This window comes from Gemmatimonadaceae bacterium, from assembly GCA_019637445.1.
GTDB lineage: Bacteria > Gemmatimonadota > Gemmatimonadetes > Gemmatimonadales > Gemmatimonadaceae > Pseudogemmatithrix.
In genome coordinates, this window is sequence record JAHBVS010000001.1 from 299,456 (window position 1) to 322,996 (window position 23,541).

At 68.6% G+C, this 23,541-nt stretch carries 20 protein-coding genes; all 20 read right to left on the reverse strand.

Features of this window, described 5'->3' with window-relative positions:
* Positions 1-79: 79 nt before the first annotated feature.
* A complete protein-coding gene (gene hutH / locus KF709_01380) occupies positions 80-1,582 on the reverse strand; it encodes a histidine ammonia-lyase (protein MBX3173040.1) in 1,503 nt (500 codons plus the stop codon).
* A 9-nt stretch (positions 1,583-1,591) separates the two neighbouring features.
* Positions 1,592-4,648, reverse strand: coding sequence for an LPS-assembly protein LptD (locus KF709_01385; GenBank protein ID MBX3173041.1), 3,057 nt, complete (start codon positions 4,646-4,648; stop codon positions 1,592-1,594).
* Positions 4,645-5,427, reverse strand: a complete 783-nt coding sequence (tatC, locus tag KF709_01390; protein MBX3173042.1) for a twin-arginine translocase subunit TatC — start codon at positions 5,425-5,427, stop codon at positions 4,645-4,647. Before tatC ends, KF709_01385 begins: the two co-directional genes overlap by 4 nt.
* Positions 5,428-5,462: 35 nt before the next feature.
* On the reverse strand, positions 5,463-6,287 hold the full coding sequence (locus tag KF709_01395; GenBank protein MBX3173043.1) for a tetratricopeptide repeat protein: 825 nt from the start codon (positions 6,285-6,287) through the stop codon (positions 5,463-5,465).
* Complete coding sequence (locus KF709_01400; GenBank protein MBX3173044.1) at positions 6,284-6,907, reverse strand: OmpA family protein; 624 nt, start codon at positions 6,905-6,907, stop codon at positions 6,284-6,286. Before KF709_01400 ends, KF709_01395 begins: the two co-directional genes overlap by 4 nt.
* A gap of 60 nt (positions 6,908-6,967) precedes the next feature.
* Positions 6,968-8,260, reverse strand: a complete 1,293-nt coding sequence (locus KF709_01405) for a PD40 domain-containing protein (GenBank protein MBX3173045.1) — start codon at positions 8,258-8,260, stop codon at positions 6,968-6,970.
* A complete protein-coding gene (locus KF709_01410) occupies positions 8,257-8,967 on the reverse strand; it encodes a TonB C-terminal domain-containing protein (protein MBX3173046.1) in 711 nt (236 codons plus the stop codon). The genes KF709_01405 and KF709_01410 overlap by 4 nt, the downstream gene beginning before the upstream one ends.
* Positions 8,964-9,380, reverse strand: a complete 417-nt coding sequence (locus tag KF709_01415; GenBank protein MBX3173047.1) for a biopolymer transporter ExbD — start codon at positions 9,378-9,380, stop codon at positions 8,964-8,966. The genes KF709_01410 and KF709_01415 overlap by 4 nt, the downstream gene beginning before the upstream one ends.
* 1 nt (position 9,381) lies before the next feature.
* A complete protein-coding gene (locus tag KF709_01420) occupies positions 9,382-10,092 on the reverse strand; it encodes a MotA/TolQ/ExbB proton channel family protein (GenBank protein ID MBX3173048.1) in 711 nt (236 codons plus the stop codon).
* The gene (locus tag KF709_01425; protein ID MBX3173049.1) at positions 10,089-11,039 is read right to left on the reverse strand and encodes an NAD-dependent epimerase/dehydratase family protein; all 951 of its coding nucleotides are present in this window, start codon (positions 11,037-11,039) and stop codon (positions 10,089-10,091) included. The genes KF709_01420 and KF709_01425 overlap by 4 nt, the downstream gene beginning before the upstream one ends.
* A 40-nt stretch (positions 11,040-11,079) precedes the next feature.
* Entirely contained in the window at positions 11,080-12,201 is a 1,122-nt protein-coding gene (locus KF709_01430) for a LysM peptidoglycan-binding domain-containing protein (GenBank protein ID MBX3173050.1), read from the reverse strand.
* 229 nt (positions 12,202-12,430) lie between these two features.
* The gene (locus KF709_01435) at positions 12,431-12,904 is read right to left on the reverse strand and encodes a single-stranded DNA-binding protein (GenBank protein ID MBX3173051.1); all 474 of its coding nucleotides are present in this window, start codon (positions 12,902-12,904) and stop codon (positions 12,431-12,433) included.
* 115 nt (positions 12,905-13,019) lie between these two features.
* A complete protein-coding gene (gene rimI, locus KF709_01440) occupies positions 13,020-13,481 on the reverse strand; it encodes a ribosomal protein S18-alanine N-acetyltransferase (GenBank protein MBX3173052.1) in 462 nt (153 codons plus the stop codon).
* The gene (tsaB, locus tag KF709_01445) at positions 13,478-14,140 is read right to left on the reverse strand and encodes a tRNA (adenosine(37)-N6)-threonylcarbamoyltransferase complex dimerization subunit type 1 TsaB (protein MBX3173053.1); all 663 of its coding nucleotides are present in this window, start codon (positions 14,138-14,140) and stop codon (positions 13,478-13,480) included. The genes rimI and tsaB overlap by 4 nt, the downstream gene beginning before the upstream one ends.
* Positions 14,128-14,547: a tRNA (adenosine(37)-N6)-threonylcarbamoyltransferase complex ATPase subunit type 1 TsaE gene (tsaE, locus tag KF709_01450; protein MBX3173054.1), complete on the reverse strand. Its 420-nt coding sequence runs from the start codon at positions 14,545-14,547 to the stop codon at positions 14,128-14,130. Before tsaE ends, tsaB begins: the two co-directional genes overlap by 13 nt.
* A gap of 17 nt (positions 14,548-14,564) precedes the next feature.
* Entirely contained in the window at positions 14,565-16,616 is a 2,052-nt protein-coding gene (uvrB, locus tag KF709_01455; GenBank protein ID MBX3173055.1) for an excinuclease ABC subunit UvrB, read from the reverse strand.
* A gap of 16 nt (positions 16,617-16,632) precedes the next feature.
* Positions 16,633-17,076 (reverse strand): hypothetical protein, encoded by a 444-nt coding sequence (locus tag KF709_01460; GenBank protein MBX3173056.1) that lies wholly within the window; start codon positions 17,074-17,076, stop codon positions 16,633-16,635.
* Between the two features lie 136 nt (positions 17,077-17,212).
* Positions 17,213-19,402, reverse strand: coding sequence for a bifunctional (p)ppGpp synthetase/guanosine-3',5'-bis(diphosphate) 3'-pyrophosphohydrolase (locus KF709_01465; GenBank protein MBX3173057.1), 2,190 nt, complete (start codon positions 19,400-19,402; stop codon positions 17,213-17,215).
* A 96-nt stretch (positions 19,403-19,498) separates the two neighbouring features.
* Entirely contained in the window at positions 19,499-20,176 is a 678-nt protein-coding gene (gene radC, locus KF709_01470) for a DNA repair protein RadC (protein ID MBX3173058.1), read from the reverse strand.
* 126 nt (positions 20,177-20,302) lie between these two features.
* The gene (gene secA / locus KF709_01475) at positions 20,303-23,530 is read right to left on the reverse strand and encodes a preprotein translocase subunit SecA (protein ID MBX3173059.1); all 3,228 of its coding nucleotides are present in this window, start codon (positions 23,528-23,530) and stop codon (positions 20,303-20,305) included.
* Between the last annotated feature and the right edge of the window lie 11 nt (positions 23,531-23,541).

Genomic DNA, 23,541 nt, shown 5'->3' on the forward strand with positions numbered 1-23,541 from the left:
GCGGTGCGGTCGCGGCGGCTGGCGCTCGTCCGCGTGCACGCGCTGCGCGGCTGCGCGGGTGCGCGGGTGCGCGGGTGCGCTAGGCGAACTCGCCCTGCGCGATCCCCTCGGCCAGCGTCTCGATATCCGGCCCCAGCACGCGATCCGCCTCGAGCTTCGCCACACGCGCGCGCACGGCGGCGTGCGCCCGCTCCACACCCGCGCCGGACTTGAGCGGACGCCGCGACTCCAGGCCCTGCGCCGCGCACATCAGCTCCACGGCGAGCACGTGCCGCAGGTTGTGCAGGATGCGTCGCAGTTTGATGGCCGCACCCATCGCCATCGGCACGACGTCTTCCTTGCTGCCGTCGGTGGGGATCGTATCCACGCTCGCCGGATGCGCGAGCACCTTGCACTCGCTCGTCATCGCCGCAGCGGTCACCTGCGCCATCATGAATCCGGAACTCACGCCGGCCGTGGCCGTGAGGAACGGCGGCAGGCCCTCGTTGAGGTCGGGATGCACCAGGCGATCCGAGCGCCGCTCGCTCATCACGGCGAGGTTGGTCATCGCGATGGCAAGGACATCCAGCGCCATCGCGGCAGCCTGACCGTGGAAGTTGCCGCCCGAAAGCATCGTGCCGTCGTCGAAGACCAGCGGGTTGTCGGTCGCCGCATTCAGCTCCGGCGTCACCAACGATTCGGCGAACTCCAGCGCCTGCAGCACCGGGCCGTGCACCTGCGGCATGCAGCGAAGCGCGTAGGCGTCCTGCACGCGCGGATCGTTGCTGCGATGCGACTCGCGGATCTCGCTGTTGGCGAGCAGTTCGAGAAAGCGCGCCGCCGAAGCCTGCTGGCCCGGCTGGCCACGTGCGGCGTGGATCCGCGCGTCGAACGCGGTCGGGGTCCCGAGCAGGGCCTCGAGCGTCATCGCGCCCGCGACGTGCGCGGCATCCCAACAGCGCCGCGCCTCGACCAGCGCCAGCGACGCCACCGCCGTGTGCGCCTGCGTGCCGTTGATCAGCGCCAAGCCTTCCTTCGGCCCCAGGGTCACTGGCGACAGACCGTGCGCCTTGAGCACCTCCGCCGCCACACCACTACCCTTGGCGTGCTGCAGCCGCCCTTCCCCGATCAACGACAGGGCGAGATGCGCCAGCGGTGCGAGGTCCCCACTGGCTCCGACCGAGCCCTGCTCCGGCACCTCCGGCCACAAGCCGGCGTTGAGCATCGCACACAGCAGTTCGGCCAGCTCCGGTCGTGCACCACTGAAGCCCTTGGCCAGGACATTCGCGCGCAGCAGCATCATCGCGCGCACCTCGCGCTCGGGCAGCCGCGGCCCCACACCCGCCGCGTGCGAACGCACGAGGTTCACCTGCAGCTGCACCAGCTGGTCCGCCGGAATGGCCACGTCTGAGAGTTTGCCGAATCCCGTGGTCACGCCGTAGACGGCGGCACCCTCGGCCGCGAGGCGCTCGACAATCTGACGCGTGCCGCCCATCCGCGCGCGCGCGGACTCGGACAGCCGCACCGTCCGCCGACCATCCGCCACATCGGCCACGTCGGCGATGCGCAGGCCCTGCCCCGTCAGTTCAAGAGTGTCCGCCACGTACGATGCTCAGCGATTGGGAAGCGAGGTGGGCTGCCGGTAGGTCTGGCGATCGTAGTCGAGCTTGATCTCCGGCTGCGCCTTCAGCGAGATGAAGAAGGTAAACGCGAAGTTGCCGTTCGGCGCCTGCGTGAATCCGAAGATCGCACGCCAGTCGTGCAGGTCGCGCTGCAGCGTCACCACCTGCGCCGCGAACTGGCTGCGCTCCACGTCGTACGTCGTGTTCCACGACGCCGCCCACTTGGGCGTGAGGTTGAAGCTCGTGCGCATTCCCACCGATGTCGTGGCGGGCACGCGATAGAACGTGCCGCCGCCAGTGCCTTGGCTCTGGTCAAGATCCGTCGGACGTTGCCGCTCCGCCTGCGCCAGGCAGAACTCGTAGGTCGGCAGCCCAATCAGATCAGCGCACTCGGCGCGGGGATCGAAGGTGACCACGCGTCCACCGACGGGCGGGCGCTGCCGCTGCTGGCTCACGGAAAAGTTCGCCTGGAAGCCCTGCCCCGTCTGGATCTGCTGCACCGCGCCGCGCCCGCGCGTTCCCGTGATGCCGCCACGGCCCATCTGGTTCGGATTCAGGCCCGAGACCATTCCGCCACCCATGGCGTCGGGGCCGCTCTGATCGTTCGTGGACGCGACGGCACCCGGCGTCAGATCCGCCCCAAACAGCTTGGCCACGCCGCGCACGATCGCCGAGTTGCGGTTGAGGTTGAAGCCGAAGCGCACCGCCTCGCGATACGGCTTGAAGACGGCCGTATCGCTGAGCACGCTGCCCTGGAACAGCGAGTAGTCCACGCCGAGGTCGAAGCCTGGCAACAGGTCGGAGCGGAAGGTGTAGCCGGCGCGGTCGGTGGCGAAGCCCGTACGTCCGGTCTGTCGCTGCAGCTCGAAGTCGTAGACCAGGGGCGTGAACTGCAGCGAGGCGAGGCGAATCTTCTGCGACGCCTTCGTGGTGTCCGCGTTGCGCATCTTCGCTTCGAAATTCGTGTTGAACCCAAGCGTGAGTCGGTTCTGCGCCAGTCCGCCCAAGTAGCCCACGGTGGACTTGCCCAGCGCCTCGAGGTACTCCGGGTTCACCTCCGCCTCCGGCGAGTAGCTCCAGGAAAGGGTCGGCGAGATCGCGTGGCGAATCCGCTCGACCGGCCCGATGCCGGGCAACAGCCGGTAGAGCGTCGGGGATACGCCGGCGCCGTAGCTGACGCGCTTGGACTGCGTGACCCAGGCCCCGTTGGTGCGCTCCGAGCGCACGAAGGTGCCCGAGGGGTCCACGTTCGAGAGGGCGACCAGCGGCGCGAAGTTCCAGGTGCCCTTCAGAAACTGCGGCAGGCCGACACTCAGGTTGTAGTCCGCGGTGGACTTGAACGTGCGCGCATAGACGCGATCAATCGACCGCGTGGGATCCAGCGGATCGGGCACGGTCTTGATCTCGGGGAACTCGTTGGCTTGGTCGTTGAGCCGGAAATCCGCCTGTACCTGGAAGTCCCAGACCTTGAACGGCAGGCCCATCTGCAGGGTCGTGGTGCGCGAGTCGCGGCGCAGCCGCGTCGAGTCGAGACCAGCCGGCGTGTTCTGATACGCCCAGGTGAAGTCACCGACCGCATCCAGCTTCAACCGTTCGGAGGTGGAAAAGGCGAGCGACGGCGTGACCACGAAGTTCTCGCCAAGTGTCAGCGGCTTCGAGGCGACGTTCACCGAGGGGAAGTCGCGATCGATCTGGTCGCGCCCCAGGTATTGCCGCTGCGTCCCACCGACGTTGATGGCGAAGGGTCCCTGCTGCCGGGACAGGTTGGCCTGCGACGAGATGGTCGCCAGCGCCATCATCGGATTGATGGTCGTCTGCCGGCCCACCTGCGTGTTGGTCATGTAGTTCATGTTCGTCGTGAAGCGCGTCCTCGACGAGAACTCCTGCTGGTGCGACCAACTCAGGGCGAGGTTGCGCGAGCCCGACGAGATCGAGTTGCGCGAGACCGCGATCCCGCCGCTGAGGAAGCGATCGAGCCAGCGATAGCGCAGCTCTCCATTCAACCGTACCCAGCCCGGATCCTGCGCGGTGGCGCGGGCCGCCGAGCGCCAATCCATCGAGACCTGCGCGTCCACGTAGTCGCTGAGCGCGAAGTAGTAGCCGAGGTTCTCGATCGTGCGGCGGTAGGTCGGCGAGTTGCGCACGACTTCCGAGAAGCCCGCCCGCGGCGTGAGCAGGCCGGAGCGCCGTCCCGTGCGGATGTCCTGGAAGATGAACGGCAACCAGGCCACCGGCACGTCGCCGATGTAGAGGATCGCCGGCCGCGCCACGATCACGCTGTTGCTGACCCGCTTCAGTTCCTTGGCGAGAAAGTGGTAGTGCGGGACCGAGTCCAGACAGCTGGTGATCAAGCCGTCACGCCCGTAGACCGTGCTGCGGTCGCTGGCGGAGTCGGAGGCGAAGGCCGCGCGATGCGCCTGCACCTTCCAGTCCTCGCCCGAGTTGGCCGTCGTCGAGAAGTCCTGGGTGCGCCCCTCGCGGTTCACGAGGTCGTAGGTCATCTCCTTGAGCCCGACAATGTCATCGCCGCGCTCGGGGTCGCGCATGGTGATGGTGTCGCCCCGCGCGGCAATCATCTTGGTGCTGTCGTTGTACTGGATGGTTTTCGCCACCAGCATCGTCGAGTCGCGCTTGACGGCGGCGCGCGCGCTATCGCCGACCAGCGACATCGTGCGCGTGGCCGCCTCGAATCCCACGGTGTCGCCCTGGTAGCGCACCACGCCGTAGCCGGCACGTTGCAGCAACGCGGTCATCACGGAGTCGTCGGGGATCCAATTCACCAGCGGGGCACGCTCGCGGACGCCGCTGCTGTCGCGGCCCTGCGCGCGCTTGCTGGTGTCGGCCTGCTGCCGCGGCGTTGGTGGGGGCGGCGTCACGACGCGCTCCGAGGGCGGCGGCCGGCGCGGCTGCCCCGGTTGCTGCGCTCCCAACAGCGCCGGCCCGAGCAGCGACAACGCAAGGACGACAGTCAGCGTCTGCGTGAGTGTAGCCGCCCACCCCGCATCCAGCGCGCCCGCCGCGGCGGGGCGCCACGGCAGGTTCCTCACGCCGTCTCTCCGCCGATGCTGTTCTGCGCCAACCGCTCGCGCTTCTTCCGCGAGCGCTCCACGAACCAACTCAGCACGATGCTGACCTCGTACAGCCCATACAGCGGCACGCCCAGCATCAGCGTCACGATGATGAGGTCGCCCGGCGTGATGATGGCGCCCAGCAGGAAGCTCCCCACCAAGGCGTGCCGCCGAAACTTCGCCAGCAGACGCGGATTCACGAGCCCGAGCGCGCTCAGCGCGAGGATCACGATCGGCAGCTGGAACGACCCACCAAAGGCCAGGCACAGCGTCACGGCAAAGCCGAAGTAGTCCGCCGCCGAGATCATCTGCTCCAACGTGTTGCTCTGGAACGAGAGCAACACCCCGAACATCGCCGGCAGCACGAACTGCACGCAGAGATACACGCCTGCGACGAAGAGCAGCGTGGAGCCCATCAGGACCGGCACCACGACCTTTTTCTCGTGCGGATGCAGCGCCGGCGAGAGGAAGGCCCACACGTGGTACACGATCACCGGCGACGCCGCGACGAGGCCGAGCCCGAACGACACCTTGAGCACGATGGCCATCGGGTCCATCGGATGCGTGTAGACCAGCTTGCCGCTCGGCAGAAAGGGCAGGATCGGCTGCGCCAACAGGCCAATCACATCGTACTGCCAGACGATGGCGAAGGCCGTGAGCATGCACAGCACCAGCGCGCCAAGCGCCCAGAAGAGCCGCACGCGCAGCTCTTCCAGGTGGTCCAGAAATGGCATCTCGGCCGGTGTCTTCTTGCTCATCCGTCGGCTATGGGGCGGCCGGGCCGCCCTCCCTCCTACGGTCTACGGGACCGGAGGAACTCCTGCGCGAGGAGCGCGGCATCGGACCGCGGATACTGGTCCACGATCTGGCGATACAACGACTCGGCCTGGTCATTCTGCCCGATGCTCCGGTACGCCGTCGCGCGCTTGTAGAGGGCGTTGGGCGCCTGATCCGACCGCGGATACCGCTGCACCACCAACGCGTATACCGAGTCCGCAGCGACGCCGTTCCCCTCGTCCGCCCAGGTCTCGGCCACGCCATAGAGCGCGGGAGGGGCAAGGTCGGAGGTCGGATGCGCCGTCAGGAGCTGCAGGAAGGCCGCGCGCGCCGACGAACTCGAACCGCGTCGCAGCTGGTCCTGCCCCATCTGGTACAGTTGGGCCGGTCCCGGAGGCGCGCTCGGACGCGTGGCCATCGTGGAGTCGGGCCGCGCACCGCGCGTCGTATCCGGCGGCGGCGGCGCCGCCAACTCGGCCGCCCGCGCCTCGAGCTCCGAGCGCAGATCCATGATGCGCCGCTGGCTCTGGCCGGTGAGCTCCTGAATCATGATCAACTGCTGCCGCACCGAGCGCATTTCCTCGCCGAGGTCACCGCGCAGGCGGTTCAGCTGGACATTGGCCTGGTGCGCGGTGTCCGCGAGCTCGGCCAACAGCGCCGTCACGCGGGCGAGGTCCTTCTCCATCTGCGCGCGAAGGGCGGAATCGCCGGCCGCGCGCTCGGCCCGGATGACCTGCAGGTCCTGCTGGAGGATCCGGACATCATTGCGGGTCGCGAAGCACGCGCCGGCCGTCAGGATGACGACCGGCGCGAGCCACGGACGGAAAGTGCGACCGATCACGGGAGGCGAAGCGTCTCCCCACCCACGATGATCTCGAACTCGTCACGACGATTGCGCGACCAGTTGTCCTCACCCATGCCCATCATCGCCGGGCGATCCTCGCCGAACGAGACGGTCTCGATGCGGTCGGCGGCGATGCCCTGGTCCACCAGGTACTGCTTGGCGGCGGCGGCGCGACGCTGGCCGAGGGCCATGTTGTAGGCGTCGGACCCGCGGTCGTCGGTGTGGCCGGCGATGCGGATGCGGACGTTCATGTTCGCGCGGAGCAGCGGCAGCTTGGCGTCCAGCACGGCACGCGCATCCGTGCTCAGCGACGACTGGTCGTAGCCGAAGTAGATCACCGTCGCGAAAGCGGTGCGGGCGGCGGCGATGGCGGCAGCGCGCTCACGGGCGGCACGCTCCTCGGCCTCGCGGCGGGCACGCTCAGCGGCCTCACGCTCGGCGCGGGCACGGGCCTCGGCCTCGGCGCGGGCGCGCTCCTCGGCGGCACGACGCGCGGCGTCGATGGAATCCTGGTTGATGACCGGCGCCGGCGGCGGCGGCGGCTCAGGCTGGCGGCAAGCGGCCGACACAACGGCCGCAACGGCCAGGGCGGCGACTACGGAGATACGAGCGTTCATGGGTGTCCTCGAAAGGAGTGCTGGTGAGGGAGGGTATCCTGCTAAGGACGAGCGGAGGGACTACTTCGGCACGGCCAGACGCGGTGACCACGAACCCTGGCGCGCCATCGCGCCGAAGGTCAGCTGCCGCATCCGACCGGACTCGGTGTCGAGGACCCACAACTGCCGGCTCCCCGAGCGATTGGACGTGAAGACCAGATGTCGTGCATCGGGTGCCCACGTCGGTTGTTCATTGATGCCTTCGATCGTGTGCTGCTTCACGCTCCGGTCGCGCAGGTTGATCGTCGCGACCTGGAAGCGTCCTTCAATCTGCGTCTGGAATGCCACGTAGCGTCCATCGGGTGCCCACGACGGATCCGAGCGGTACGACTGGTCGCCGAAGCCCGTCGTGGTCAGCCACTGCGGGTTCGCCCCGTCAGCATCAGTAATATATATCTCGGGACGGCCGAGGCGACCACTTGCGAAGGCGATACGCCGCCCATCGGGTGAGAAACTCGGCGAGATGTTGTCGGTGCCCCGACCCACGGTCACACGGCGGGGCCCATCACCGCCCTGCACCTGCACGGCCCAGAGATCGGTGCCGTCCGTGCCGTGCGAGAAGACGAGGCTGCGCCCGTCCGGCGAGAACGCGGGCGTCGCGTTCATGCCATCGCTGAACGACACGCGGCGCGCCGTGTTGGCCTCGAGGTCACGCAGCAGGATGTGCGAGCCATCGTCGGCCTGCTCCATGTAGGCAATCATCCGCCCGCTGGGATGCCAGGCCGGGTAGTTGGCATTGCCCACGCCAGGGACGGGCCGCGCATTGGCGCCATCCGAGTCGACCATCCACAACGTGCCCGCGCGGTTGAACAACACACGCGTGGCCGCGACGCCCGGTACACCGGTCACCCAGCGTTCGACCTCGTCGCTCACGGCGTGTAGCGCCAGCCGCCACTCGGCGGACAGCGGCGCGCCGTCGAGTACGAAATCCTTCTGCTGCATCACCCGTGCGGCGCCCACTTCGTGCACGGTGACCGACAGGACACCGCCCATCTTCTCCGACAGCTCGAGGACGGCCGCCGCTCCCAGTTGCGCATACAGCGGATAGTTCAGCGCACCGGGCTGTCTCACGCCGGAGTCGGGCACGATCACCGAGATGCGGTCGCCGAAGTCGAGGTCGCGGGAGATGATGGTGCGGATCGAGTCCGCGAGCCCACCGGTCATCGGCAGGACGTAGAGCCCCGGGCGCGTCCCGGCAGCGTAGGTCAGCCCAATGCGCACACCTTCTTGCGCGTCGGTGACGATGGGTGCGAGCGCGCCGGCAGCGAGCACGACGGCCGTAACAAGATGTCGGGCGGCGAGGCGATGGGTCATCGCAGGCGCGCCGGGTCGAACGCGAAGGTCACGGGCAGGATGTCGTCGGAGAAACCCGTCGGCAACGGGCCAAATGCGCGCGCGGCGGCCTCCACGGCCCCCTGCGCCTCGAGATCAAATGCAAAATTGCCGCTTGGCGTGATGAACCGGAAACCGGTCATCGAACCGTCGCGGCGGATGAAGAAGAACACCTCGGCCTTGAGCGCACCCGGGTTGCGTGGGTTGAAGTTCTGCGCCACCTGGCGGACGATGTTCTGTAAGTACCCAGGGAACGGGAATTCGATGCCTTCCGTGCGCACCGTCGCCACGTCAGTCCCGGTGCTCCCCATCTCGCCGCCACCGGCCGTCGGTGCCTTCGTGGCGTCCACGCGCTCTGTGCTCTTCTGCGAGATGTTCGGCGTGGCGCGGGTGGTCGGTCGCGCGGCACGCGTCGGCGGCTTGATGGGCGCAGCCTTTACCGGATCCGGCGCCTCTGCCTTCGGCGGCGCCTTCGCGGTGGGCTCGGCGGCGGGTGGCGTCTCTCGTACCACACCCGACTGACGAGGGCCCGGAGGGGCCGCGACCAGATCCACGCGATACATCGGAGGCAGCGCCGGCGCCGGCGCAGCCTTGTAGATCACGAACGGCACGGCGACCGCTGCGTGCAGCAGCAGCGACAGGGCAAAGGCACCGCCGAGCCCCGAACGCGGGCGCACGGCGGCACTCACCGTGCGACGTCCTCCGGCTCGGCGACGAGACCGATATTCCCCACGCCCGCCCCGCGCATGATCGCCAGCACCTCCACGACGCGTCCGTACGGGACGCCTTGGTCCGCCCGGAGATAGACACCCTCGCGCCCGGCCTGGTTGGCCAGCGTCCGGAACGTCCCGCGGAATTCGCTGAGGGAAAGCTGCACGTCGTCGGCGAAGATGCGCCCGTCGCGGGTCACCGAGACCACCAGCGCGCTACGTGCGTTCAGCGGACGCGCCTCGGCCCGCGGCAGCGACACGTCCACCCCGCCCTGCATCATCGGCGCCGTGATCATGAAGATGATCATCAGCAGCATCATCACGTCGATCAGCGAGACGACGTTGATCTCTGCCTGCAGGGGCGTGCGCTCCCCGCGCCCGCGGCGACGCATGCTAGAGCCGTCCTTCGCGTGCCATCAGCGCGATGACCTCGGAGCCGAAGCCGTCGAGGTCGCCGTCAAAGCGGTTGAGTCGCGCCGCGAAGATGTTGTAGCCGAAGTAGGCCGGGATCGCGACCGCCAGCGCCGTCGCCGTGGCGATGAGCGCCTCGGCGACACCCGGCGCAATGGCCGCAAGGTTTCCCGAGCCGCCGCGGGCCACGCCGAGGAACGCCTCGATGATGCCCAACACGGTGCCGAGCAGGCCGAGCAGCGGGCTCACGGACCCGATCATCGCCAAAGTCGGGATGTAGGTGCCGAGGCGATCACGTTCCGTGTTCGTCTCGGCGTCGAGCACGAGGCGCAATGCCTGCACCTGCGAGGCGCTGAGCTGCGCCGGCGCCCCGTCCTGCCCCTTCACCATTCCCGTCTCGGTGAGGAACTGCAGCGCGCGCTGGAGGACGCGCGTGTGCGCGCTTGGCTTGGAGCGCTTGGCCAGCGTCGCCACCGACTCGAGGCGCGATCCCTTGTGGAACTCCTTCATGAAGTCCGCGGCCGACTTCTCCGCGCGCCGGAAGGCCAGCCACTTGGCCAGCATCACCGACCACGAGAGCAGCGACAGCACGAGGAGCACGACGAGGACGACCTTGGTCTCGTCGGACGCGTTCAGGACAAGGTCCAAACGCGTGGACGGGATGGCGGAGCGGACCTGCAGGAGGAAGATCACCGGGATGCGAACCAGGAATAGGTCTGGGCGAGGCCGTCCTCGAGCGGCACCTTCGGCGTCCAGCCGAGGCCGCTCGCGGCCTTCGCGATACTCACGACCGAGCGCTGCTGTTCCCCGGGTCGCGCGGGCGCGTGTTCGAGCCCGACCTTCTTGCCCGACGCCCGCATCAGCGACTCGGCCAGCTCGACCACCGAGGTCTCGCGTCCGGTCCCGATGTTGAAGGCACGGTCATCGACGCGGCCCGCCGGGATGGTCGGCAGCGCGGCCGCCAGCACGTGCGCCTGGGCGACATCGCCCACGTAGACGTAGTCGCGGGTCTGCTTGCCGTCGCCGAACACCTTGAGGTCGGTGCCGTCGATGATGCGCTGGCAGAAGATGGCAACCACGCCGGCCTCGCCGTGCGGGTCCTGCCGCGGCCCGAACACGTTCGCGAAGCGCAGCGCGATGTAGTCGAGCCCGTGGATCCGCGCGTAGTACGAGAGGTAGAGCTCGGTCGAGAACTTGGCGATCCCGTAGGGGCTCTCGGGATCCTTGGGATACGTCTCGACGTTTGGCGGCTCCACGAAGTCGCCGTAGACGGCGCCGCCGGTGGACGCGAAGACGAACCGCGTCGCGCGACCCGACTGACGGATGGCCTCGACGAGATTCAGCGTGCCCCGGATGTTGACGTCGACGTCGAAGCCGGGATCGGCCACGGACTTGCGCACGTCGATCTGCGCCGCGAGGTGGCAGACGAGGTCGAAGTTGCCGTCACGGATGAGCTCGGCGGCCTCTTCGGAGCGGATGTCGGCCCAGACGAAGCGTGCGCCGGCGGGAACCTGGTCCTGCTTACCGCTCGAGAGGTTGTCGAGCACGGTCACCGACCAGCCGGCCGCGAGCAACGCGTCCGTGACGTGCGAGCCAATGAATCCAGCACCACCGGTGACGAGGGCGTGTTTGGGAGTCATCCCTCGAAGATATCCGGTGGCGCGGCCGCTTCCTACTCCGTCAGGGCATCTTCCCGGTGACGACCGCCGTCGTCCCCGCACCGACACCACCATCGGACTGGCTGATGATGATGGCGCTGGCCCCCCACTGCGTGACACGGACCACCTGCGCCACCGCGATACGCTGCGGCGCCAGTGACGCACCGGTCTCCCGGGCAGCCCGCGGCCGCAGCAGGGTGAGTTGGTCGCCCGGCACCAAGCCGTCGCTGGCCCCCGCGGCGAGAATCAGCTGATGGCCGACCGGCGGTAGGACGGGGTCGCTGTAGACGTAGGCGACGCGAGTCTCGAGGCCGAACTCGACGTGCTGCGGCGTCGCGCCCTCGGCAATGACCAGCGTGTCCAGGGGCATCAGGCCGTGCGTCTCGAAGACATCCTCGAACTTGTTGAGCAGCACGCCCCGAGCGACTCCATCGGCGGCGTCGGCGCTCAACCGTACGATGCCGGTGGGGACCACGACGCGTCCTTCGTTCTCAATCGTGGGGCCGTAGCGGAAGACGAGATACCGTTCGTCCTTGAGGCCTTGTGCGCCCTGAGGAGGCCGGACAATCACGGTCTCGAAGAGCTGGATGGGTCGTTCCGTCAAGTCGACGCGCACGCCCGCCGCCTCGCTCGAGGTCTCGATCCGACCCGCGCCCTGGACCCCGTTGGCATCCCACAAGAACGGCGCCTGCATGAAGTCGCCGCTCCGAACGGCCGCGGGTGCTGAGCGTAACAGCAGCGACGTGCGCTCCCCGCGCACGACGCGATAGCGCTCAGGATTGAAGATCGTCATCGCCGGCGGCTCGGCATCCGGCATAGGGGTCGGCATAGGGGCCGTGGTGTCAGGCATCTGGGCCACCGGCGCGGCTTCATCCGGCGGGGTCCCCGGCGTCGGCATCACATCGCCATCGACCACCAGCACCTGGTCCGGATAGATCCAGTGCGGATCGGCGACCGTGCCCGTGTTGCGGCGGTAGATCTCGGGCCACTTGAACGGGTCGCCAAGATAGGTCTGCGCGAGGTCCCAGAGGGTATCGCCGGGCTTCACGGTATGCGTCCGGCCCGTGCCCTGTGCCTCGATCGCCAGAGGCGAGAGGGCCAGGCCGAGCAGGACGGTCGCGAGGGTCGGTCGGAGGGCACGCATCGGACTACTCTCGGGTGTGGGATACGGCAGCGCCCCCGGCGCGGGGGCGCGCTGGGGCGGTCTCAGGGGTGGACGACCGGACCGGCGGTGGTGCAACACGGCCCGAGGGCCACCCCAGGCCGACCGCCCCCGCGGGGCTCGTCCTTCAAATACTGAGTCGAACCGCCCCAGACGGAAAGGGCGGCCCCGGATGGGGCCGCCCAAACCGCCGAGATAGTGAGTCGCGGGCTCAGAACGGCAGGTCGTCGTCCCCGTCCATCGCCTCGGGGAAGTCCGAGAAGCCGGCGTCCCCGCCCTTGCCACCGGCGGCCGCCTTGGACGGACGCGGGGCATCGAAGCCCTCGCCGCCGCCCCGGCCACCGAGGAGGAGGATCTCCCGCACGTTGATCTCGGTCACGTAGCGAGTCTGCTTGTCCTTGTCCTCGTACTGCCGGTACTCGATGCGCCCCTCGACGTAGAGCTTGTCGCCCTTCTTCACGTAGCGCTCGATGATGTCCGCCAAGCCGGTGCCGCGCGAGCCGGCGTTCCACGCCACGCACTTGTGCCACTCCGTCTTCTCCTGCTTCTCCCCCGCCTGCGAGTTCCACTGCCGGCTGGTGGCCAGCGAGAACTGCGCGACCTTGCTGCCGTTTGGCGTGGTCCGGATCTCGGGGTCGGCGCCGAGGTTTCCGATGAGGGTGACTTTGTTCAAGCTGCGGCTCACAAGGCCTCCTGGTATGGGTCAGTCCGCGCCGGCAGTCTAGGGGCGGCGCGACCGAGCGCTGGTATCGTGGTGTTCCACTCCAAAGCTAATCCCTGCGGCCAGCGCGGTCAGCGGGTTACTGGAGGCTCCGACGCATCAGCACCGCATCCTCGGTGGGATGCTGGTAGTAGGCCCGCCGCCGACCGACGACGTCGAATCCGCGCGACCGGTACAGGGCCTGCGCCGCCTCATTGCTGGCTCGCACCTCGAGATAGATCGCGAGCGTCGCGTGGGCCTGGGCGAACGCCAGCAGGTCGTCGAGCAACGCCGCGGCGATGCGTTGTCGCCTGAAGGCGGTCGCGACCGCGAGGTTCGCCAACTCGGCTTCGTCAGCGACGTGCCAGGACACGCTGTACCCCTGCACGGCACCATCGACCACGGCGACACGGAGCCGAGCCGTGGTCGAGCGCAGGACCTCTCGGAAGCTCTCCGCGCTCCAGGGATCCGAGAAGCTCGCGCGCTCGAGCGCGACGAGGGCCGGGACATCCGCCGCCGTGGCATCGCGCAGCTGCGGTGCGGAAGCCGATTCGCGGGTCACAGCAGCAGGCGCCCGTGCGCCGCTTCCCATTTCACCTGCGCCTCGGCCAAGCGGCCATACACAGGTTCCCAAGCGGCCAGATCCACCGGCCCGGCCGCGAGCGTAAGCGCACCAGCACGCAGTAGTCCCCGCGCGTGCGGTGCAGCCTGCAGTTCGGCGTCGGGTCCTATCGGCGAGGCGACAAGCGCTTCAGCCCTGGCCGCGACTTCGCCGGCCGGCGCGAGCCCGAGGGATTCCACGCGCTCAAGCTGCCCATCCCCCGCCACCGTGACCAAGGCGAGGTACCGGTCGCCGCGCATGGCGTCGAGCGTGGCGAGCCATCGCCCGCCCTGCGCCGTCCGCGGGTCCGCCGCGACGATGAGCGCCAAGGATGGCACGGCGAACAGCGGGCGATCGAGCCCCTGCGCGAACCCCTTCGCGGCGGCTCCGACGACACGCAACGACGTGAAGCTGCCGGGTCCGGCGCCGCACACGATGCGTGTGAGCGCTGCCGGTTCGACGCCCGCGTCAGCGAGCGCCGCGATGACCGCCGGCAGGAAACGCTCCTCGCGCTCGCTGCGCATCGTCACGCGACGTTCGGCGAGCAGGGCGCCGTCACGGATGACCGCAATCGTTCCCTCTCCAACGGCGGCGTCCAGCGCGAGGCTCAGTCCGTCCACGAGAGACTCCTGACGTCAACGCGCCCCTGGACATGCTCGAGCCTCAGCGCGCGTGCGTCGGCGGGCAGCGCATCTGCCGCGCGTTCCGGCCACTCGATGAGGACAACGTCACCCGACGCGAGGATGTCATCCCAGCCCAGTTGGGCGAGCTGGCCCGCGTCGCGGAGCCGGTAGAGATCGAGATGCCAGACCGTCCCCCGCGCCGAGCCGTACTCGTGCACCAGCGCATAGGTCGGGCTCGTGACGTCCTCGGTGACACCGAGGCCAGCCGCGATGGCTTGCGTCAGCGTCGTCTTGCCCGCCCCGAGGTCGCCGGAGAGCGCCACGACCGCCGGCGCGCGCAGCATGGCACCGTAGGCCTCGCCCCAGGCACGCAGCGCCGATTCGTCCAGCTCAGCGCGTGGCACGCCGCGCCCCGAGGCGATCAGCGCTTCGCACGCGCGGCCCGCGGCGAGCTGTCCCCCATCGCCGCCTTCAGATCGAAGAGCTCGTCACGCAGACGCGCCGCCGTCTCGAAGTCGAGATTCTTGGCCGCCGTGCGCATCTCCTCCTCCAGCCGCTGCACAAGGCCGGGCAGGTCGTCCGTGCCGTAGGCGCGCTGGGCCTCCGCCACCTTCTTCTGCTTCTTGCCACGGCGGCGGTCGCTCTCGCGCTCCTCCGTGCCCTCGCGCGCATCGGCCACGCGCGTGCTGAAGCGTACTTGGTCATGCGACTTGCGCACGCCGGCCGGGACGATGCCGTGCGCCTTGTTGTGCTCCTCCTGCACCGCGCGGCGCCGCGAGGTCTCGTCGAGGCAGCGCTGCATCGAGCCCGTGACCTTGTCGGCGTAGAAGATCGCCCTGCCCTCGACGTGCCGCGCCGCGCGGCCCACGGTCTGGATCAGCGAACGGTCGGAGCGGAGGAAGCCCTCTTGGTCCGCGTCGAGGATGGCCACCAACGAGACTTCGGGGAGATCCAGTCCCTCTCGCAGCAGGTTGATGCCGATGAGCACGTCGAACTCGCCGAGGCGCAGGCCGCGGACGATCTCCATCCGCTCGATGGCATCGATGTCGGCGTGCATGTAGCGCACCCGCACCCCGACCTGCGCGAGATAGTCCGTCAGATCCTCGGCCATGCGCTTGGTCAGCGTGGTGACCAATACTCGCTCGCCCTTTCGTTCGCGCAGCCGAATCTCGTGCAGCAGGTCGTCCACCTGTCCCTTCACCGGTCGGATCTCGATCACCGGATCCAGCAGGCCCGTAGGGCGAATCACCTGCTCGACGACCACGCCCTCGGAGAGCTTGAGCTCCAGCTCGCCCGGCGTGGCGCTGACCATCACCGCGCGCGGCGTGAGGGCGAGAAACTCGTCGAACATCAGCGGGCGGTTGTCCAGCGCGCTGGGCAGGCGGAAGCCATACTCGACCAGCGTCGTCTTGCGGGCGCGGTCGCCATTGAACATCCCACCGATCTGCGGCAGCGTCACGTGCGACTCGTCCACGATGACGAGGAAGTCGTCGGGGAAGTAGTCAAAGAGCACGGCCGGCCGCGCGCCAGGCTCGCGGCCGGCGATGATGCGCGAATAGTTCTCGATGCCGGGACAGGTGCCGATCTCCAGGAGCATCTCGATGTCGAAATTCGTGCGGCTCTCCAGCCGCTGCGCCTCGAGCAGCTTGCCGGCCTCCTTCAGCGCCGCCAGCCGCTCCACCAACTCGGCGCGAATCTCCTTCACTGCGCGCTCGATCGTCGGGCGCGTGGTCACGAAGTGCTTGGCCGGATACACCGCCGTGCGCTGCAGCGGCGTGATGGTCTGGCCGGTCAGCGGATCGATCTTGCTGATGCGCTCGATCTCGTCGCCGAACATCTCGATGCGCACGGCCTGCTCCTCGTAGGCCGGCAGGATCTCCACCGTGTCGCCGCGCACGCGGAAGGTGCCGCGCTCGAACGAGGCATCGTTGCGGCCGTATTGGATGGCCACCAGCGCCTTGAGGATCTTGTCGCGCGGGATCTGCTGGCCGACGTGGAGCTGGACCATCGAGGCGCGATAGGTCTCCGGATCGCCGAGGCCGTAGATCGCCGACACCGTGGCGACGATGATGACGTCATCGCGCTCCATCAGCGACGACGTCGCACGCAACCGCAGCCGATCGATATCCTCGTTGATCGACGCGTCCTTCTCGATGTACGTGTCCGAGCTGGGGACGTAGGCCTCGGGCTGGTAGTAGTCGTAGTACGAGATGAAGTACTCGACGGCGTTGTTCGGGAAGAAGCCCTTGAGCTCGCCGTAGAGCTGCGCCGCCAACGTCTTGTTGTGCGACAGCACCAACGCCGGCTTGCCGAACTGCTGGATGACATTGGCCATCGTCATCGTCTTGCCGGAGCCGGTGACGCCCAGCAGCGTCTGGAAGCGGTCACCGCGCGCGAGGCCGGCGACCAACTCGCCGATGGCGCGCGGTTGGTCGCCCGCCGGCTGGAAGGGCGCCTGGAGCGAGTAGGTCACGGGCCGCGCGTGGGCGCTACATCCCGGGGAACAGGGCGCGCTGCCAGGGAATGCCCCAGAGCACCAGCGCCATCGTGATGCCCGAGAAGATCAGCGCCAGGCGGTGCCGCGCCGCGTCTGTCGCGGCGTTCTTGGCGACGAGGCTCCCCACCGTCATCAGGATGGCAGCGATCACCATCACCGTCGGGTGCTCGATGACGACCTTTCGCGTCGCGGCATCGGCCATCACGGCGGCCATGTCACGCATCGCCGCCTTGACGGTCGGGCTGAAGAGGAAGAGCAGGAGCCCGAGCAGCAGCTGCAGGTGGAGCGCGCCCATGAACATCGCCGTGAACTTCCGTGTGGCGGCGTAGGGGCGGTCGCCCGAGAGTCCCTGGAACGCGCGCAGCACGGCGAGCACGCCGAGCGCGAGGACGATCCAGCGAACCAGGTTGTGCGAGTGGAGGATGGCGGCGTGCATGGCGGACCGGAGAAGTGGAGGGACGGGCGAACTCGGAAGATACGATGCGTGGGAGCCCGCATAGGATTCCCTGCTCGCTGCCACCCGGCCTCGCAGTTGCCGCCGTGTGCCCGCCAAGCGGGCCCGGCGCCCGCGCCTAGCCCTCCTCCGCCCCCAGCCGCTCGCGTCGAGCCACCTCACTCACGCCCTTCACCCGGCGCGCCGTCTTGATGATGCGCTCCAAGTGCGCGAGGTTTTCGACCTCGACCAGCGCGGAACCGGACACGCGGCCGTCGATGGTCTTGAGTTCGAGCGAGCGGATGTCCGTCCCCGTGCCGCTCACCGCGGCGGCGAGGTCTGCGTAGAGCCCGCGTCGGTCCGTGCCCTCGATCGAGAGCCGGATCACGAAGCGCTCGCCGGCCGTCTCCTGCCAGTCGATCTCCAGCCGCCGCTCGGGCTCGTGGCCGAGGTGCAGCAGGTTCGGGCAGTCCTGACGATGGATGCTCACGCCGCGCCCACGCGTCACGTAGCCCACGACCTTGTCGCCCGGCACCGGCTGGCAGCACTGCGCGTAGCGCACGAGCAGGCCGTCGGCGCCCTGGATCTTGAGGCCGCGCGAGGTCCCCGGGCGCCGCATGCGATCGATAAGCCGCTCAAGCGGACTCGGCTTGAGGACCGCGGCCTCGCTCTCGTCGAGGTCCGGGTAGATGGCCTTGAGCAACTGCGTGACGGTGATGTCACCCTGGCCGATGCTCGCGTAGATATGCTCGGCGTTCGCCAGCTTTAGCTCACTGGCGCCACGCGCCAGTTCCGCGTCGGTGAGCTTCGCGTGCTTGCGGCGGCGCAGCTCGCGGTCGAGGATCTCCTGCCCGACCGTGACAAAGGTCTTCTGTTCCTCCGAGCGCAGCCACTGGCGGATACGATGTCGCGCCCGGCCCGTGCGCACATGGGAGAGCCAGTCGCGGCTTGGCCGCGCGTTCGGCGACCGGATGATCTCGACCGTCTCCGAGTTCCGCAGCTCGCGCGACAGCGGGACGATGCGCCCGTTCACCCGCGCGCCCTGCGTGTGCAGACCCACCTGCGTGTGCACTGCGAAGGCGAAGTCGAGCGGCGTCGCCCCCTTGGGCAGCTGGATCACGTCGCCGTTCGGCGTGAAGACGAAGATCTCGTCTTGGTACAGGTCCAGCTTGAGGAACTCGAGGAACTGGTCCGGCGTCTCGGCGTCCAGCTGCAGTTCCAGCACCTGGCGGAACCAAGCCAGATGTCGGTCGAGGTCGCGCTTGCCGCCCTTCTCGCCCTCCTTGTACAGCCAATGCGCCGCGATGCCGTACTCTGCCGTGCGGTGCATCTCGCGCGTGCGGATCTGGATCTCGAACAGCGTGCCGCGCGGTCCAAAGACCGTCGTGTGCAGCGACTGGTAGCCGTTGGACTTGGGGCTGGCGATGTAGTCCTTGATGCGCTCCTGCAGCGGCGTCCAGGCCCCGTGGATGACGCCCAGCGCGTGGTAGCACTCCGGGACGTTCTCGACGAGCACGCGGATGGCGTAGAGGTCGTAGATCTCCTCGTACGGCTTGACGCGCTTCTCCATCTTCTTGTGGATGGACCACAGATGCTTCGGGCGGCCGCTGACTTCCAGCAGCTTCACGTCCGCCTCGCGCAGGCGGCGTTCGAGGGGTTCGGCCAGCTCGGTGGTCAGCGCGTCACGATCGGCCCGCGTCTGGGCGACCATCTTGGCCAACGCACGGTAGTCGTCCGTCTCCAGCCACTTGAAGGCCAGGTCCTCGAGCTCGGCCTTCATCGAGGCGAGGCCGAAGCGATGCGCCATCGGCGCGTAGAGGTCGCGCGTCTCCAGCGCGATGCGCGCGCGCTTGTCCTCCGGCATCCACTCCAGCGTGCGCATGTTGTGCAGGCGGTCCGCCAACTTCACGAGGATCACGCGCACATCCTTGGCCACGGAGAGCAGCAGCTTGCGATAGCTCTCCACCTGCCGCTCCTCGCGCGAGAGCATCGGCAGGTGCCCGATCTTGGTCAGCCCATCGACGATCTGCGCGATCTCGCGCCCGAACTCGCGCTCCACGTCCTCGACCGAGTACGCCGTGTCCTCGACGACATCGTGGATCAGCCCGCTGGCCACGGTGGTGGAGTCGAGTTGCAGGTCGGCGAGGATCTTCGCGACCTCGACGCAGTGGGTGACGTAGGGGTCCCCGTTCCGCCGCGTCTGCCCGCTATGCGCCTTCTCGGAAAACCGGTACGCGCGCGCCAACAGGTCCACGTCGAGACGCCCGGCAACGCCGGGGTCCGCGAGGTCCCAGTTGGGGATGATGTCGGCGAGTACGGGGGCAGTCACGGCAGGCGAGTGGAGAGGGCTCACTCGGTATATGCCGGATGGAGGGAGGAGATTCAAGCTCCCCACCGCCGCCCCGCCGCCGCCCCGCCGCGGCGGTCAGAGCAATCCCGACTCCGCGAATGACAGATAGCGCCCCCGCCCGATCACCAGATGATCCTGGATCGGGATGTCCAGCAGCCTTCCGGCCGCGACCAGCTGCGCAGTAATGGCCCGGTCGTCCGCCGAGGGTGTGGGGTCGCCCGACGGATGGTTGTGGACCAGCACCACCGAGGCTGCCCGCTCCGCGATCGCCTCCCGGAACACCTCCCGCGGGTGCACCAGACTCGAGTTCAGGATCCCGCGCGAGACGAGCACATCCCGCTCGAGCCGATGCTGCGCGTCCAGCACCGCCACGTGGAACTCCTCCACGGTGAGGCCCTCCATCCGCGGCGCGTAGTAGCGCCACACATCGCGTGGGCCACGCAGGGGTTCGCCATCCGCATCCTCCGACGCGAGGCGCCGCCCCAGCTCGAGGGCGGCGTGGATCGCCAGCGCGCGCGCCTCACCGAGGCCGTGCAACGCCACCAAGGTGGCCACCGGCAGTTGGCCCAGCCGGCGCAGCGAGCCCCCGCCCCGGAGCAGCAGGCGTTGGGCGGTGTCCAGCGATGAACGCCCCCCCGCGCCGGCGCCGAGCAGCAACGCCAGGAGTTCGACGGTGGTCAGGGAGGCGGCGCCCAGGGCGCGGAGGCGCTCTCGTGGCCGCTCGGAGGGCGGGAGTTCGAGGACGGATGGCATGCGCGACAGGCTACGCCTCGGCAGCGAATCGGCCGCCACCGTTCGGTTGCCTCACGGCTCAAAAAGCAGACGGGCGGGCCGCGTCAGCGGCCCGCCCGTCCTCGAGTCCTACATCCCGCAGCGCCCCTAGGCGCCGTGGCACTTCTTGAACTTCTTGCCGCTGCCGCAGGGACAGGGATCGTTGCGCCCCACGTTGGCGTACTCGGACGGCGGCCGGCCGCGATTGCCGTTGTCCGTTGGCGTGCCCGCCCCGCCGACCGCTGGCGGCGCATTCGGCTCCAGCGAGCGCACCCCGCGCCCCGCGCCCACGACCTTCGGGTCCTCGGCCGGCGGCAGGGCGCCAGGCGCCATCCCCATCGAGTCGAACTGGCCAGCATTCGTCTGCGTGTTCGCCGGGGGCTGCGGACGCGGCGGCGGCTCGAACACCAACTGCACCTTGAGGAAACGCTCCGCAAAGGTGTGCTGGATGTCGCGCATCAGGTCCTCGAACATCGAGAACGCTTCCTGCTTGTACTCCACCAGCGGGTCCTTCTGGCCCCAGGAGCGGTAGCCGATGGCGGCGCGGAGCTGGTCGAGGTCGTAGAGGTGGTCCTTCCACTTCTCGTCCAGCACGTTGAGCATCACCAGCGAGAGCAGCCGCGAGGCGTACTCTGTGAGCGAGGCGTACTTCTCGTGGAAGGCGACCAGGGCCGCGTCGGCGCTGACCTTCTGGGCCTCGGCCACGCTGGCCGGCCGGATGCCGTCCGGCTCCCAGCAAGGCACGCGCAGCAGGTACTGCATCATCAGGTCCTGGCGGACGAGCTCGACGTCCCAGTCCTCAACCGTCTCGTACTCGGCCAGCGAGGTCTCGATGCGCCGCGAGACCGCCGAGGAGACCATCTTCTCGGCCTCGCCCTTGAGCTCCTCGCCGCCCTCCAACGCAAAGGACCGCAGCGAGTAGATCACCTCGCGCTGCTGGTTCATCACGTCGTCGTAGTCCAGCAGTCGCTTGCGCGACTGGAAGTTCTGCAGCTCGACGCGCTTCTGGGCCTGCTCGATAGAGCGCGTGATGAGCGCGTGCGTGAGCACCTCGCCTTCCTGCGCGCCGAGCCCGTCCATCAGGCGGGCGATGCGGTCCGACCCGAAGAGCCGCATCAGGTCGTCCTCGAGCGAGAGGAAGAACTGCGACGAACCGGGGTCGCCCTGGCGGCCGGCACGGCCGCGCAACTGGCGGTCGATGCGCCGCGACTCGTGGCGCTCGGAGCCGATGATGTGCAGGCCGCCGATCTCCGTCACGGCCTGCGGCTTGCCGTCCACGTCGTTGACCATGCTCGGCTTCGACTCGCGCACGCCGGTGCCGAGTTTGATGTCGGTTCCGCGGCCGGCCATGTTCGTCGCGATCGTGATCGCGCCCGGCTGGCCCGCCAGCGCCACGATCTCGGCCTCGCGCTGGTGGTACTTGGCGTTCAGTACGTTGTGCGTGAGCCCGCCACGCTGGAACATGCGCGAGAGCGTCTCCGACGCCTCGACGCTCGTCGTACCGACCAGCACCGGGAAGCCCAGTTCGTGCAGGCGCCGCGTCTCCTCGACAATGCCGTTGTACTTCTCGCGCCGCGTCTTGTAGACGAGGTCCTGGCGATCGTCGCGGATGATCGGCTTGTTCGTCGGGATGACCGAGACTTCGAGGCCGTAGATCTGGAAGAACTCCGTCTCCTCGGTCTCGGCGGTGCCGGTCATGCCGGCCAGCTTCTCGAAGAGGCGGAAGTAGTTCTGGATCGTGATGGTGGCCAGGGTCTGTGTCTCGCCCTTCACCTGCACGCCTTCCTTGGCCTCCACTGCCTGGTGCAGCCCCTCGGACCAGCGGCGGCCCGGCATCGTGCGGCCGGTGAACTCATCGACGATGAGCACCTGCCCTTCCTGCACCACGTAGTTCACGTCCTTCTCGTAGAGGGCGTGCGCGCGCAGCAGCTGGTGGACGATGTTCAGCGTCTCGGAGCGTTCGGCGTACTGGCGCTCGATTGCGCGCCGCGCCTCCAGCTTGGCGGCGGCATCGAGCTCGTGGTCCTTCTCGATGCGGCCGATCTCGGTGGAGATGTCCGGCAGCACGAAGTCGTCGTGCGAGTTGGGCGAGAGGAAGTCGACGCCCTTGTCGGTGAGGTGCACCGAATGGCCCTTCTCGTCGAGCACGAAGAGGAGGTCATCCTCGAGATCACGATACTGCTGCTTGGCCGCGGAGAGCTTGCGGTCGGCAAGGTGCGCGAGCTCCATGTTGAGGACGAGCTGCTTCACGCCCGTCTCCTGCAGCGCCTTCAGCAGGCGCTTGTTCTTCGGGCTGCCGAGCCGCGCCTTGTAGAGCGCGAGCGCCGCGGCATCCCGGTCCTCTGCGGCGAGGGCCTTCTCACCGCGGGCGACCAGGTCGTTGGCCAGTTCGGTCTGGCGACGGACGAGGCGCGACACGGCCGCGTTGTGCTGCGCGTACTGCAGGTCGCCGTCCTTGCCGACGGGCCCCGAGATGATCAGCGGCGTGCGGGCCTCGTCGATCAGGACCGAGTCCACTTCGTCGACGATGGCGTACACGTGCTCCCGCTGCACCCGCTGGTCCAGCGCGACGACCATGTTGTCGCGCAGGTAGTCGAAGCCGAACTCGTTGTTCGTGCCGTAGGTGATGTCGCAGCCGTAGGCAGCGTGCCGCTCCGGCGAGCCGGGCTCGGTGTCGTCGAGGCAGCCGACCGTCAGGCCCAGCCACTGGTAGAGGTAGCCCATCCACTGCGAGTCGCGGCGCGCGAGGTAGGAGTTTACCGTCACCAGGTGCGCCCCGCGCCCCGGCAACGCGTTCAGGTACAGTGGCAGCGTGGCGACCAGCGTCTTGCCTTCGCCCGTCGCCATTTCCGCGATGCGTCCGAGGTGCAGCTGGATACCGCCAATCAGCTGCACGTCGTAGTGCACCATGTCCCAGGTGAGGTCCTGTCCCGTCACCTTCACCGTGGAGCCCACGAGACGCCGCGCGGCCTCGCGCACCGTGGCAAAGGCCTCGGGCAACAGCTCGTCCAGCACCTCGGCGATCGTGGAGCGGTACGCCTTCTCGGCGCCACCCTGGCCATCGGGGCCCGCCAGCTCGACGTCGAGACGGTCGCGCTCGTCGGAGTCCTCGGCGGCGTGCTTCCGCGCCTTGAGGTCCGCGATCTGCGCGCGCAGTTCCGCCGTGCGTTCGGCGATGATGCCGCGGAACTTCTCCGTCTGCGCGCGCAGCTCGTCATCGCGCAGCTCGGCCACGCGGCGCCCCTGCACCTCGATCTCGTCGAGGATGGGCTGGATGCGCTTGCGTTCGCGTTCGTGGCGGGTGCCGAAGACGGCCCCGATCAAGCTCTTCAACATTCGGTTAGTCG